Here is a 12,740-nt window from a genome sequence, read left to right on the forward strand (position 1 = left end):
GCCCACAGGTCGCTTTCGATGCTTTCGAACCTTTCTTTAAGGAGCGTCTGCGTGTCGAAAATCGCCCTGTTGTAATAGTGCGGCGCAATTTCGCGGGTAAACAGCTCAAGGATTTCAGCCGCTTCGAACGAACCCAGGTCCAGTTCGAAGCGATCTTCCATGAAGCGTTTGATCTTGTGATTGGCCTCGTTCTCCTGTTCGGGAGTGAGGGTCAGGATCGGCGGCTTTTTCTTGGCAGCCATTTACCAGCGGCCATCCCACGCGGCGAAGTTCTGCAGCAATTGCAGGCCATGGGTATGGCTCTTCTCCGGGTGGAACTGCACGGCAAAGCGCGAACCTTCGGCCAGCGCCGCGGCGAAGTCGACGCCGTAGTGCCCGCCACCCACCACCTGNCGCGGGTTACCGGCGGCGATGTAGTAGCTGTGCACAAAGTAAAAACGCGCCATGTCCGGGATTTCGTGCCACAGCGGGTGGTCCACGGTGCGGCGCACTTCGTTCCAGCCCATGTGCGGGACTTTCAAATGCTCGCCGTCTTCATGCAGGTCTTTGCCGAAGAACTTCACCTGGCCGGGAAACAGGCCGATGCAGTCAACGCCGCCGTTCTCTTCACTGCTGTCGAGCAGGGCTTGCATGCCCACGCAGATGCCGAGGAACGGGCGGTCCTGGCTGACTTCGCGCACCAGGCTGTCAAAGCCCAGGCGGCGGATCTCGGCCATGCAATCGCGAATCGCGCCGACGCCCGGAAACACCACCCGGTCGGCTTCGCGAATCACGCTGGCATCGCTGGTGATCAGCACCTTGCCGGCACCTACGTGCTCGAGGGCCTTGGCCACCGAGTGCAGGTTACCCATGCCGTAGTCGATAACCGCGACCGTCTGCATTACAGAACGCCTTTGGTCGAGGGCATCTGACCGGCCATGCGGTCATCGAGCTCTACAGCCATGCGCAGCGCGCGGCCGAAAGCCTTGAACACGGTTTCGATCTGGTGGTGGGTGTTGGTGCCGCGCAGGTTGTCGATGTGCAGGCTGACCAGTGCGTGGTTGACGAAGCCCTGGAAGAATTCCTGGAACAGGTCGACGTCGAAGCCGCCCACGGTGGCGCGGGTGTAGGGCACGTGCATCTGCAGGCCTGGGCGGCCGGAGAAGTCGATGACCACACGCGACAGCGCTTCGTCCAGCGGGACATAGGCGTGGCCGTAGCGACGGATGCCTTTTTTGTCGCCGATGGCCTTGGCAAACGCCTGGCCGAGGGTGATGCCTACGTCTTCCACCGTGTGGTGGTCGTCGATATGCAGGTCGCCCTTGCTGACGATATCCAGGTCGATCAGCCCATGACGGGCGATCTGGTCCAGCATGTGCTCAAGAAAAGGTACACCGATATCAAATCGGGCCTTTCCGGTGCCATCCAGGTTAATCGAGGCTTTGATCTGGGTTTCCAGAGTGTCGCGCTCGACGGACGCCTTACGTTCGGCCATCACCAGCTCCGCAAAATCATTGGGCGAAAAAGGCAGCCATTATAGGGGCGCGGGCGCGAAACAGAAACACGGGAGGTGATATGACTGACGGACAGAACCCAGTGTTGTCGGGGATAGACATGTCCATACAAGCCGGAAAAATGAAAATCTGAAGTCTTGTGGAGCCCATGTGGGAGCGGGCTTGCCCGCGAAGAGGCCGGCACACACAACATCTGTTGTTGTCACTGGCTGATCTGAAGGCTTCAGATCAGCTATGCCTGCACCTTAGTGGAACAACACTGCCGTTTTCTGCAAGGTCACCCAAACACCCCACGCCAACGGAATACCCACCACCAGCCACGCAGCAATCGCCAACGGCTTGGTGCCCGGCGCCGCTTTCCACTCCAGCGAAGTGCTGGCGTCAGCCCCTTTGTCATGGCCCAGCGCCTGTTCGGCCGCCAGCTCTGCGTCAGTCATGAAGTACTTGTCGGCCACCGGGCGCACCAGCAGGTTGCAGATGAAACCCAGCACCAACAGGCCCGCGAGGATGTACAAGGTGATGTCGTAGGCAGCAGCGCGTTCAACGCCGATGCTCAGCTGATACTCACGCAGGTAGTTCACCAGCACCGGGCCCAACACGCCCGCCGCAGCCCATGCGGTCAGCAGACGACCGTGGATCGCACCGACCATCTGGGTGCCGAACAGGTCGGCCAGGTAAGCCGGGACGGTCGCAAAACCACCGCCGTACATCGACAGGATGATGCAGAACGCTGCCACGAATAGCGCTACGTTGCCCAGGTGACCGAGGTTCGGAATCAGCGCGTACAGGGCAAAGCCCAGGGCGAAGAACACGAAGTAGGTATTTTTACGGCCCAGGTAGTCGGAGAACGACGCCCAGAAGAACCGGCCACCAATGTTGAACAGGCTCAACAAACCGGTAAAACCGGCCGCAATCGCCGCGATAGAAGCCAGTTGCCCGGCGTCCAGCTGACCGAATGGCAGGTCAACACCGATCAATTTACCGCCGAACACTTCCTGCAACAGCGGCGAAGCCATGCCGAGAATACCGATACCGGCAGACACGTTCAGGCACAGCACCAGCCATACCAAACGGAATTGCGGGGTTTTCCACGCCACACTCACGTGAACGTGACGATGGGTAATCATCGCATTGCTGGCCTTTTTCGCCGGAGCGGTCCAGCCTTCAGGTTTCCAGCCGGTTGGCGGCACGCGGTAGGACAGTGCGCCACCGATCATGAACACGAAGTAGATGGCGGCCATCACCAGGAAGCTCTGCCATACGCCGACGCTGTCTGCCGAAGCGAAGTGGCCCATCAGGGCTGCGGCCAACGGGGCACCCACCATCGCTCCGCCGCCGAAGCCCATGATCGCCATGCCGGTGGCCATGCCGCGCTTGTCCGGGAACCACTTGATCAGGGTCGATACAGGCGAGATATAGCCCAGGCCCAGACCGATACCGCCAATCACGCCGGAGCCGATCCACATCAGCCAGATCTGGTGGGTGTAGACACCCAACGCCGAGATCAGCAGGCCGCCGCACCAGCACAGCGCCGAAACAACGCCGGCCTTGCGTGGCCCGGCATGCTCAAGCCAACCGCCCCAGATCGCTGCCGAGCAGCCCAGGAAGATGAAGAACAGGGTGTAGATCCAGCCCAGCATGGAGATCGGCCAGTCACATTGCGACGAGAACACTTGCGAGATGAAGCTCATGTCCGGCGCGCAGGCTACCGCCTTGGTCACGCCCAAAGCCTTGGACAGTGGCAACCAGAACACCGAAAAGCCGTAGGCCATGCCGATGCACAGGTGGATGGCCAGGGCGGCCGGTGGAACCAGCCAGCGGTTGAACCCCGGCTTGGCGATAATGCGTTCCTTGGACAGGAACCCGGGCTGATCGGCTTTGAAGCCGTCCGCCGTGATGCTCGTGGTCATTGTGTATCCCCCAATTATTAGTATGGTTCGCCAGCCACTCTTCGCCCCCAGCCTTATGCGCACGCATGACTGTCTTTTTCAGGGTGAAGCTCCATTTTGGCGCGACATCACGTCGCAGAAGGACGGACGAACTGGCAGAGGTTACCATCTGTACGTGACAGAAAAACCAAAGTGATATCACCTTTATGTAAGTCATCTGTTCTCGTACCACTGAAGGAACCGCCATGCCGATCATAGTCGAGCTGCTGCACGAAGCCACTTATCAGGATCAGCAAGACCTGCAAAAAATTTACCGCGACGCCCCGGAATGGCTGTTCGCCCCGTTTTCAGGGGAGTTGCAGCTGATCGAAGGCTGCCTGGGCGATGGTTCGCTGATCGCTGGACGCTTCAATGACCGGTTGCTCGGAGCGGCTCGTTTGCAGAGGCAAACTGATGTTTGGCACTTGTCCCAACTATGCGTGCGAAAAATTACCCGTCGTCGTGGCGTTGCCGAGCGCTTGGTGAAAGAAGCGCAGAAAATGGCGTCGCAATCGGGCGTGACATTGCGTCTGCTGGCGCCCGCCGGGCATCTCGAAGCTCAGGCACTGGCCGCCAAGCTGAAAGTGCCGCTGGATGTGCTGCCGGCGTGATCGCTGACCGGTCGTCCGCTTCGGAGCGCTATACTCCCCGGCTAAATTTCGAATTCGACTAACTACAAGGACTCGCCCATGAAAGCGTTCGGCAAAATCCTGGGTCTGGTACTTCTCGGGCTGTTGCTGATCATTGTGGCCCTGGGCTTTGCCCTGACCCACCTCTTCGATCCCAACGATTACAAAGACGAGATTCGCCAGATTGCCCGCGACAAGGCCCACATCGAGCTGACGCTCAATGGCGATATCGGCTGGAGCCTGTTCCCCTGGCTAGGCCTGGAACTGCACGAAGCCAGCGTGGCGACCCTGACCAACCCCACCCAACCGTTCGCCGACTTGCAGATGCTTGGCCTGTCCGTGCGCGTGCTGCCGCTGCTGCGCCGCGAAGTGCAGATGAGCGATGTGCGTGTCGAAGGCCTGAACCTGCGCCTGAACCGCGACAAGGACGGCCACGGCAATTGGGAAGACATCGGCAAGGCCCCGGCGCCAGCCACCCCGGCCACGCCACCGGCCACTGCTGGCGAACCTGCACCTGCGCCGGCCACCACCGCCCAGGCGGAAAAACCGGCCCAGCCGATTCGCCTGGANATCGACAGCCTGACCATCAACAACGCCCGCGTTGAATACAACGATGAGCAGACCGGCAAACAGTACAGCGCCGAAAGCATTCAGCTGAGTACCGGCCCGGTCCACGACTCGACCAACATTCCGGTCAAACTCACCGCGTTCCTCGGCACCAATCAGCCGGTCTTGCGTGTACGCACCGAGCTCAATGGCGAGTTGCGTTTCGAACGCGCCTTGCAGCGCTACAAATTCGAGGACATGAAGCTCTCCGGCGAAGCCACCGGCGAGCCGCTGCAAGGCAAGACCATGACCTTCGCTGCCCAAGGCCAGTTGCTGCTGGATAAAGCCGCGAACGTCGCCGAATGGACCGGCATCAAGATCTCTGCCAACCAGCTGCGCGCCCTGGGCGAACTGAAGGTCAACAACCTGGACAAAACCCCGCAACTCAGCGGCGGCCTTTCGATCGCCCAGTTCGACCTGGCGAAATTCGTCGACAGCATTGGCCAGAAACTCCCGGCCATGGCCGAAGGCAGCCTGAGCAAAGTCGAACTGGTCAGCCGCCTGGCGGGCACGCCTTCCAGCCTGTCGCTCGACAACCTCAACCTGAAAGTCGACGACAGCACCTTCAGCGGCCGCATCGCTGTCGAGGACTTCGCCAAGCAATCGCTACGCGCAGCCCTCAAGGCTGACACCTTCAACGTCGACCGTTACCTGCCACCGAAATCCGCCGAAGCCAGTAGCGCGACGCAAGTGCGTCAGGCCGAAGTCGCCAGCACCGAAGCCGATGCCATGGCAGGCGCCGGCAGCACACCGCTACCGAACGCACCAACCAAAACCGCATGGAGCACCGAACGCCTGTTGCCGGTAGAACGCTTGAGCAAGCTCGACGTGCAGGCCGACCTGACCTTCGGCCAGTTGACCCTCGATAAGCTGCCGATCCAGAACGCAGCGCTCAAGGCTTCCGGCCAGGGCGGCCTGCTGACCCTGGAGGACCTGCGCGGCGACCTGTACGGCGGCAACTTCGAAGCCAAGGGCACCCTGGACGTGCGCCAGGAAGTGCCGGCGCTGAACATGCAGACGCGTATCACCAAAGTGCCGGTGGAAAAAATCCTCGAAAGCCAAGGGAAGAATCCGCCGGTCAAAGGCCTGGTGACGCTCAACAGCGCGTTGACCGGCAGCGGCAATAGCCAGCAAGCACTGATCGACAGCCTCAACGGCAACGCCAGTTTCGTCATCAATAACGGCGTGCTGCTCAATGCCAATCTTGAGCAACAGCTGTGCAAAGGTATCGCCACCCTGAACCGCAAATCCCTGAGCGGCGAGCCACGGGGCAAGGACACACCGTTCCAGGAACTGCGCGGCAACCTGACCTTCCGTAACGGCGTGGCCAGTAACCCTGACCTCAAAGTGCGCATCCCGGGCATGACCGTGAAGGGTGACGGCGACGTCGACCTGCGGGTGCTGGGCATGGATTACCGCGTGGGCATCGTCGTCGAAGGCGACAAGAGCGACATGCCAGACCCGGCCTGCCAGGTCGGCAGCAACTTCCACGGCATNGAGTGGCCGCTGCGCTGCCGTGGCCCGCTGGAACTGGGCGCCAAGGCGTGCCGTCTCGATAACGAACGCATGGGCCAGGTCGCGAGCAAACTGGCGGGCGACAAACTCAGCGAAAAAATCGACGAAAAGCTTGGCGACAAGGTCAGCCCTGAACTGAAAAATGCGTTGAAGGGGCTGTTCAAGCGATGAAAGCCGAGCAGTTTTCAACGGCGGTGCTGGACTGGTACGACCGCCACGGCCGTCACGATTTGCCTTGGCAACAAGGCATCACGCCNTACCGGGTGTGGGTCTCGGAGATCATGCTGCAACAGACTCAGGTCAGCACTGTGCTCAACTACTTCGACCGCTTCATGGCCTCGTTGCCGACGGTCGAAGCGCTGGCTGCCGCGCCGGAAGACGAAGTGCTGCACCTGTGGACCGGCCTGGGTTACTACACTCGCGCGCGCAATTTGCAGAAGACCGCGAAGATTGTCGTGGCCGAGTACGGCGGCGAGTTTCCCCGAGATGTCGAAAAGCTTGTCGAGCTGCCAGGCATCGGCCTGTCCACTGCCGGAGCGATCGCCAGCCTGAGCATGGGCCTGCGTGCGCCGATCCTCGACGGCAACGTCAAGCGCGTGCTGGCGCGCTTTACCGCGCAAGAGGGCTACCCAGGCGAACCCAAGGTCGCCAAGCAGCTCTGGGCGACCGCTGAGCGCTTCACGCCACACGATCGCGTCAACGCCTACACCCAGGCGATGATGGACATGGGCGCCACGCTCTGCACCCGCAGCAAGCCCAGCTGCCTGCTGTGCCCACTGGAAAAGGGCTGTGAAGCCCACATGCTCGGCCTGGAGACGCGCTACCCGATCCCCAAACCGCGCAAAACCATCCCGCAGAAGCGCACGCTGATGCCGATGCTGGCCAATGCCGAGGGTGCGATTCTGCTTTACCGCCGTCCGTCCACGGGCNTATGGGGCGGTTTGTGGAGCCTGCCGGAACTCGATGACCTCGACGACCTGCAACATCTGGCCACGCAACACTCGCTGGAACTGGGCAGCCAACAAGCGCTGCCGAGCCTGGTCCACACCTTCAGCCACTTCCAGTTGNCCATTGAACCCTGGCTGGTTCAGGTCGAGGAATCCGCCCATCACGTGGCCGAGGCCGACTGGCTCTGGTATAACCTCGCCACCCCGCCGCGCCTGGGCCTTGCCGCCCCGGTTAAAAAACTGCTGAAGCGCGCGGCTGAAGTATTGAACGCAGGAGTTCTGTCATGACCCGCACCATCATGTGCCGCAAGTACAAAGAAGAATTGCCAGGCCTGGAGCGCGCTCCATTCCCGGGCGCCAAAGGTCAGGACATTTTCGACCACGTCTCCGCCAAAGCCTGGGGCGACTGGCAGAAACACCAGACTCTGCTGATCAACGAAAAACGCCTGAACATGATGAACGGCGAAGATCGCAAATACCTTCAGGGCGAGATGGACAAGTACTTCTCTGGCGAGGAATACGCCAAGGCTGACGGCTACGTTCCGCCGGCAGAATAATCCCGATTTATCGGGGGTCGGCACGTAAGCGACGGTAATAATTAAATATTTTTTGAAAACTTGCTTGACGACCCCCTGAAAAACCAGTTTAATGCGCCCCGTTGCCCAGATAGCTCAGTCGGTAGAGCAGGGGATTGAAAATCCCCGTGTCGGCGGTTCGATTCCGTCTCTGGGCACCACTAATACCGAAAACCCTGAATCGCAAGATTCAGGGTTTTTTTTATGCCTGAGATTTGATAACGACGGTCCAGCGCAGCACAGACGCCAGAAAAACAATCACTCTTTAGTACGCTGGCTTGATGATGGCACCATGCTATGATTTTCCGCGTGCATGGAATAAAGCCAACTGATCCCGATGCCCCCGCATCCGAATCAGTCGATACAGGATAGAGACAGCGCAAGGAGTGCGTGCTTTTCACCCCTCCCCGCAAAACACTGCCCTTCCCTGTTCGACGACACGAAGCCAGCCTTCCAGGCACGCTCCCTTCTCGAAAGTCCTGAACATGGAACAGTTATGTCCGACATCAACGAACTGAAAGACAAGATCAACACCAAAACCTTGAACATGGTCCTGCTGTCGATTGCGACCGCCGGGATCTACTTGCTGTTGTGGTTGTACAAGAGCAACCAGAAGATCAACGAAACCACGAAAATCAAAGTGGCAGACGACACTTACATTATCTGGGTCGCCGTCTGCCTTGGCTGGAGCGGCGCGTTGTCGAACCTGGGCGACGTGTTGTTCGACTCACTTTCCGGCATTCTGCTGATCGCATTGAACGCGCTGTACATCGTGTGGGCCTTCAAGGCAAAAAACGCGCTGTCGGAATACGCCCTCAACGAGCACAAAATCGACCTGCGCATGAACGGGTTCTACACCTTCTTCCTGAACATTTTTTACGTGAATTACTGCATCAACGACTTGCCTGAAGAGCAGCGTAAACAACTGATCCTGCGCGGCCAAACGACGCAAGCCTGATCAACTGGCGAGGGGCAGTCTCCACGGACTGCCACCGTCACTCATCACCCTTCCAGTTGAACACCAGATTACGCACGCCAGCGCTGCCGACATCTGTCGTGTCGCGCTTTGCCTCACCATTACGGGTGGCGACCACGGTGTACTTGCCAGCCGGTAACTGGACGTAAACCAGAGGCCCTGCCTGACTGAGTGTCAGTACTGATTGACCTTGAGCACCCTGGATAACCAATTCAACATCCGGTACATATTTGCCCTCCGCTCCAATGGAGAAGGTCATGTGCAGGTTATAGCCAGTCGATTGCTGGATGGCCTTCGCTTCATCCTCGCCAATACCGCCGGACAAATAGGTAATCCCGTTCTGTTCCTGCCGCTGAATCTGTACGCCTGAACTGTCGATGGGCTCAAGGCTCGCGGCCCCTGACATGACGGCAAACATCAGCACACCGACGGTGGCGATAGGCAACATTAGGGAATGGATGGACTTCATGATGGTGACTCCCGGGCTCCACAGAACCCAATCTTTACTCCTTTTAGATTTCTCGCTGATTGCTCAAGTTTTAGATTGATTGGGACTTGAGCTCACTGCGAATCGGACTACACGCTGTATTCCTCAAGCACGCATTCCAGTCGGATTGCTCCTGCAAAACGAATCCGGTATTTCCTGCGGATTTCCGGGCTTCGCCCGGCATCGCCGCCCTGCACTTTCTTGCCATCCTCTTTCGCCTGTTCCTCCAGCTGCGGAAGACTTCATGAGCATCGTCAAAACCGAAATCACTAAAGACCCCCAACTCGCCTCTCTGGTGGGAGACCTTGGGGAATTGATACGTCAGGCACGCCAGAAGGTGCTGCGAGCGGTCGATACCGTTCAGGTGCAAACGTGCTGGCAGATTGGACGGCATATTGTCGAGTTCGAGCAGGAAGGGGCTCGGCGGGCGGCCTACGGCAAGCGCTTGCTTCCAACACTGGCCAAAACTCTTACTACGCAATTTGGAAAAGGTTTTGATGAACGCAACCTGCGCTATATGCGGGACTTTTATCAGACCTTTCCAATTTGGGACGCAGTGCGTTCCGAATTGAGCTGGACCCACTACCGCAGGCTACTGCGTGTCGATAATGAACACGCCCGTCACTGGTACATGTACGAATCTGCCATACAAAACTGGTCATCCCGCGCCCTGGAGGGCAACGAGCAACTGTTCGCCAGTAAGTACAAGCTGGTATTGCCGAGCGAAGAGGAATTTCGTGCGGAGCTGGATCGGGAACGCGCCGTGCTTGAGGACCGACAACACAATCGAACGTTGTAAAACGACGGGCGCATTGTTCACAAGCGGTGTGAGGACTATCGTTGGCAACTACCCGCAAAGGTCCAAAGCCGATGAATTTGCAGGACATGCCTTCACTGTCACCGACTCAGATCGAATTGCCGCTGACCACCGACACTGCTGGCGAACCGTTCAAGGAGCCCGCCGCAGACGGCTTCATCCTCGGCGGCTTCACATGGCGGCACGCCTCTCAGGACGTCGCGCGCCCAGTCGTCATCATCAACGCGGCCACCTCGGTTCGTTGCCGGCACTATTCGCGCTTCGCCGACTACCTGTTCGCCAACGATTTCGATGTCATCACCTATGACTACCGCGGCATCGGCGAGTCGCGCCCAATGTCGTTGAAAGGGTTGGAGGCGTCATGGTCCGATTGGGGCGCGCTGGATTTCGAGGCGATGCTCAACCGCGCGCAGCGCGAATTCCCCGGCCAACCCATCGACGTTGTCGGCCACAGCTTTGGAGGCTGTGCAGCGGGCCTGGGAGCGTCCGGGCATTTGATTCGGCACTTGGTGACGGTCGGCGCGCAATTCGCTTACTGGCGCGACTATGCGCCCGCTCATCGCTGGCGAATGTTCGGTAAGTGGCATGTGGTGATGCCGCTGATGACCCTGCTGTGCGGGTACTTCCCCGGCAAACGCCTGGGCTGGCTGGAGGACACGCCCGCCGCGGTGGTTCGCGACTGGAGCACGCCCACTGCGCGCTACGAAACGCGGCCCAGTGGTCGTGTCATGCACGCGAAGACCGGTCGGCTTCCCTTTGCATCCGTTACCGCAAAAACGCTGGCGATCAGCATCAGCGACGATCCTTACGGTACGATTGCCGCCATTGAACGTCTGCTCGGCTACTTCACCGGCAGTACAAACACCCACCTGCGAATCACCCCCGAAGACATCGGCGAAGAAGAAGTCGGACATTTCGCCTTTTTTCGCAGCGCATACCAAGCCACACTATGGCCCATTGCATTGTCCTGGTTGCAGACCGGCGAACTGGCCCCCGATATACCCGGGCGGCGAGTGCCACGCAACTGATTGACCCGCCCCTCTCACCGAATGACGGAACGACACCCATGGCATCCGCCAACAAGCAGAACAAACGCGCTTCCCGCGCCAAAGCCAAGGCCAAGCAGAACCGCACCCAACGGGCCGTCGCGCCGGTCGAGCTGGACCCGAACGACGATCGCATCGACTTCGAGTCGGTGGACCTGACCGAACTGTTCAAGAAAATGATCGACGCGGAAAAAACCAGCCAGCAAGCGACGTGCGTGGCCTTCCTCGAAGACCCGCTGCTGGAACTGGTGTACGAGCAGGAAGGCGAAGAAGGCGCGATGGATTTCATCCTCGCGGCGCTGATCGAATATCGCCAATGGTCCACCGAAGTCGATGAGGCCGGCGCCCTGGCGTGGATCGAATCACCGGCCTTCCAGGCTGACTACGTCGCGGCGTCCGACATCATTGCGGCCCAAACCCAACAGAAAGCGAACGGAATTTAATGGCATCCCTGAACAAGCAGCAAAAACGCGCCAAACGCGCCAAGATCAAAGCCAAGCAAATCAACATCCACGGCCGCAAACCCGCCGCGCTAGACGATGATCTGGGCGAAATCGGCGAGCCGATCCCGGAATACACCCTGGCGATGTTCAGCAAAATGCGCGACGCGGAAGCCATCAGCCGTGGCGACATGCTGAAGATCCTGCTATCGGACCTCGCAGGGATCATCAGCGACCATCCAGAACTGCTGGACATGGAAAACGCCGACAATGAAGCCATGGCTGCCACTCACATGGCCGCCGACATGCTGATCGACTACCGCATGTGGACCGATGGCATGGACCGCGATGCCGCACAGGCGTGGCTGACCGATCCGCAGTTCATCACTGATTTTGGCGATGCGCTGGACAGCTATCGTCAGTCGTTGGATGCGCAGGAAGAAAAGAGCGAATAAATACTCGCCTGGGAAAACTAAAACGGCCGCTTGTCATCACTGACAGCGGCCGTTTTTTTACAACCTTCAAAACAACAATCAGGCCTCGTCATCGGATAGGTATATCCCATTGACATATCCCAATAGAGATCTATTCTCTGGACTCAGACACCAGTAAAAACGCAGGAGGCCACAATGGAACAGACTACCCTTTTCATGAGCAATCGAAGCCAGGCTGTCCGTCTGCCGAAAGCTGTGGCGATGCCAAGTGACGTCAAACGGGTCAACGTATTTGCCATCGGTCGGGCTCGCATCATTACGCCTGCAGACGAGACATGGGATAGCTGGTTCGATGGAGATAACGTCAGCACAGATTTTATGACTGATCGCCAACAACCCGCCGCTCAGGAGCGTGAGTCGTTCTGATGATCAAGTTCATGCTCGATACCAATATCTGTATTTTCACCATCAAGAACAAACCGCAAATAGTCAGAGAAGCTTTCAACTTGCATGACGGACAGTTATGCATCAGCGCGATTACGCTGATGGAGTTGATCTACGGTGCCGAAAAATCAGCGACCCCCGAAAAGAACCTCGCGGTAATTGAAGGCTTCACAGCCCGCCTTGAAGTTTTCCCTTTCGACAATGAAGCAGCCGCGCATACCGGAATGATACGGTCCGAGCTAGCGAAGGCCGGAACGCCCATTGGTCCCTATGACCAAATGATTGCCGGACATGCGCGCTCACGAGGGTTAATTGTCGTCACCAACAATCTGCGTGAGTTCGAACGGGTGCCAGGATTACGTGTAGAGGATTGGGTTCATCAAGAGCGAATAAATACTCGCCT

14 protein-coding genes, 1 tRNA gene and 2 pseudogenes are annotated in these 12,740 nt (G+C 58.7%); 12 read left to right on the forward strand and 5 right to left on the reverse strand.

What is annotated here, in order from left to right:
• From B7L09_RS15640 to B7L09_RS15655, 4 genes are all read right to left on the reverse strand, one after another.
• A partial coding sequence (locus B7L09_RS15640; protein ID WP_094469635.1) for a DUF2164 domain-containing protein occupies positions 1 to 242 on the reverse strand: 242 nt, incomplete at its 3' end.
• Positions 243 to 881: an imidazole glycerol phosphate synthase subunit HisH gene (gene hisH, locus B7L09_RS15645; RefSeq protein WP_064450244.1), complete on the reverse strand. Its 639-nt coding sequence runs from the start codon at positions 879 to 881 to the stop codon at positions 243 to 245. It abuts the gene before it with no gap.
• Positions 881 to 1,474: an imidazoleglycerol-phosphate dehydratase HisB gene (hisB, locus tag B7L09_RS15650; RefSeq protein WP_003218037.1), complete on the reverse strand. Its 594-nt coding sequence runs from the start codon at positions 1,472 to 1,474 to the stop codon at positions 881 to 883. The genes hisH and hisB overlap by 1 nt, the downstream gene beginning before the upstream one ends.
• 264 nt (positions 1,475 to 1,738) lie before the next feature.
• On the reverse strand, positions 1,739 to 3,403 hold the full coding sequence (locus B7L09_RS15655; protein ID WP_094469588.1) for an OFA family MFS transporter: 1,665 nt from the start codon (positions 3,401 to 3,403) through the stop codon (positions 1,739 to 1,741).
• Between the two features lie 224 nt (positions 3,404 to 3,627).
• Between B7L09_RS15655 and B7L09_RS15660 the strand changes: the two genes are divergently transcribed.
• The 6 genes from B7L09_RS15660 (at position 3,628) to B7L09_RS15685 (ending at position 8,651) form a co-directional block, all read left to right on the forward strand.
• A complete protein-coding gene (locus tag B7L09_RS15660; protein ID WP_094469589.1) occupies positions 3,628 to 4,032 on the forward strand; it encodes an acetyl-CoA sensor PanZ family protein in 405 nt (134 codons plus the stop codon).
• 78 nt (positions 4,033 to 4,110) lie between these two features.
• The gene (locus B7L09_RS15665) at positions 4,111 to 6,342 is read left to right on the forward strand and encodes an AsmA family protein (protein ID WP_094469590.1); all 2,232 of its coding nucleotides are present in this window, start codon (positions 4,111 to 4,113) and stop codon (positions 6,340 to 6,342) included.
• Positions 6,339 to 7,406, forward strand: coding sequence for an A/G-specific adenine glycosylase (gene mutY, locus B7L09_RS15670; RefSeq protein ID WP_094469591.1), 1,068 nt, complete (start codon positions 6,339 to 6,341; stop codon positions 7,404 to 7,406). Before B7L09_RS15665 ends, mutY begins: the two co-directional genes overlap by 4 nt.
• Positions 7,403 to 7,675 (forward strand): oxidative damage protection protein, encoded by a 273-nt coding sequence (locus tag B7L09_RS15675; protein WP_094469592.1) that lies wholly within the window; start codon positions 7,403 to 7,405, stop codon positions 7,673 to 7,675. Before mutY ends, B7L09_RS15675 begins: the two co-directional genes overlap by 4 nt.
• 103 nt (positions 7,676 to 7,778) lie before the next feature.
• Positions 7,779 to 7,854: transfer RNA gene (locus B7L09_RS15680), tRNA-Phe, on the forward strand.
• A 335-nt stretch (positions 7,855 to 8,189) separates the two neighbouring features.
• Complete coding sequence (locus B7L09_RS15685) at positions 8,190 to 8,651, forward strand: DUF4234 domain-containing protein (RefSeq protein WP_094469593.1); 462 nt, start codon at positions 8,190 to 8,192, stop codon at positions 8,649 to 8,651.
• Between the two features lie 37 nt (positions 8,652 to 8,688).
• Here the strand turns inward: B7L09_RS15685 and B7L09_RS15690 are convergent, their stop codons facing one another.
• Positions 8,689 to 9,138: a hypothetical protein gene (locus B7L09_RS15690; protein ID WP_094469594.1), complete on the reverse strand. Its 450-nt coding sequence runs from the start codon at positions 9,136 to 9,138 to the stop codon at positions 8,689 to 8,691.
• A 262-nt stretch (positions 9,139 to 9,400) separates the two neighbouring features.
• Between B7L09_RS15690 and B7L09_RS15695 the strand changes: the two are divergent.
• The 6 genes and pseudogenes from B7L09_RS15695 to vapC form a co-directional block, all read left to right on the forward strand.
• Positions 9,401 to 9,839 (forward strand): annotated as a pseudogene (locus B7L09_RS15695) (DUF1016 N-terminal domain-containing protein); the annotation flags it as partial.
• 187 nt (positions 9,840 to 10,026) lie between these two features.
• Complete coding sequence (locus B7L09_RS15700) at positions 10,027 to 11,001, forward strand: alpha/beta hydrolase family protein (protein ID WP_094469596.1); 975 nt, start codon at positions 10,027 to 10,029, stop codon at positions 10,999 to 11,001.
• Between the two features lie 38 nt (positions 11,002 to 11,039).
• Positions 11,040 to 11,462 carry a hypothetical protein gene (locus B7L09_RS15705; RefSeq protein WP_094469597.1) on the forward strand — a complete coding sequence of 141 codons (423 nt, stop codon included), beginning with the start codon at positions 11,040 to 11,042 and terminating at the stop codon, positions 11,460 to 11,462.
• Entirely contained in the window at positions 11,462 to 11,914 is a 453-nt protein-coding gene (locus B7L09_RS15710; protein ID WP_094469598.1) for a hypothetical protein, read from the forward strand. Before B7L09_RS15705 ends, B7L09_RS15710 begins: the two co-directional genes overlap by 1 nt.
• A 174-nt stretch (positions 11,915 to 12,088) precedes the next feature.
• A complete protein-coding gene (gene vapB / locus B7L09_RS15715) occupies positions 12,089 to 12,319 on the forward strand; it encodes a type II toxin-antitoxin system VapB family antitoxin (protein WP_010464623.1) in 231 nt (76 codons plus the stop codon).
• A pseudogene (gene vapC / locus B7L09_RS15720) lies at positions 12,319 to 12,720 on the forward strand (type II toxin-antitoxin system tRNA(fMet)-specific endonuclease VapC); the annotation flags it as partial. The gene vapB and the pseudogene vapC, both read left to right, overlap by 1 nt.
• Positions 12,721 to 12,740: the final 20 nt, after the last annotated feature.

It is taken from the genome of Pseudomonas mandelii, from assembly GCF_002251635.1.
In the GTDB taxonomy this organism is placed as follows: Bacteria; Pseudomonadota; Gammaproteobacteria; order Pseudomonadales; family Pseudomonadaceae; genus Aquipseudomonas; species Aquipseudomonas mandelii_B.

Excerpts from the sequence above, each read along its gene's own strand:
- hisB (WP_003218037.1), bottom strand. The coding sequence starts at position 1,474 with ATGGCCGAACGTAAGGCGTCCGTCGAGCGCGACACTCTGGAAACCCAG.
- B7L09_RS15690 (WP_094469594.1), bottom strand. The coding sequence starts at position 9,138 with ATGAAGTCCATCCATTCCCTAATGTTGCCTATCGCCACCGTCGGTGTG.
- vapB (WP_010464623.1), top strand. The coding sequence starts at position 12,089 with ATGGAACAGACTACCCTTTTCATGAGCAATCGAAGCCAGGCTGTCCGT.
- B7L09_RS15675 (WP_094469592.1), top strand. The coding sequence starts at position 7,403 with ATGACCCGCACCATCATGTGCCGCAAGTACAAAGAAGAATTGCCAGGC.
- B7L09_RS15655 (WP_094469588.1), bottom strand. The coding sequence starts at position 3,403 with ATGACCACGAGCATCACGGCGGACGGCTTCAAAGCCGATCAGCCCGGG.
- B7L09_RS15700 (WP_094469596.1), top strand. The coding sequence starts at position 10,027 with ATGAATTTGCAGGACATGCCTTCACTGTCACCGACTCAGATCGAATTG.
- B7L09_RS15705 (WP_094469597.1), top strand. The coding sequence starts at position 11,040 with ATGGCATCCGCCAACAAGCAGAACAAACGCGCTTCCCGCGCCAAAGCC.
- B7L09_RS15710 (WP_094469598.1), top strand. The coding sequence starts at position 11,462 with ATGGCATCCCTGAACAAGCAGCAAAAACGCGCCAAACGCGCCAAGATC.
- B7L09_RS15685 (WP_094469593.1), top strand. The coding sequence starts at position 8,190 with ATGTCCGACATCAACGAACTGAAAGACAAGATCAACACCAAAACCTTG.
- B7L09_RS15660 (WP_094469589.1), top strand. The coding sequence starts at position 3,628 with ATGCCGATCATAGTCGAGCTGCTGCACGAAGCCACTTATCAGGATCAG.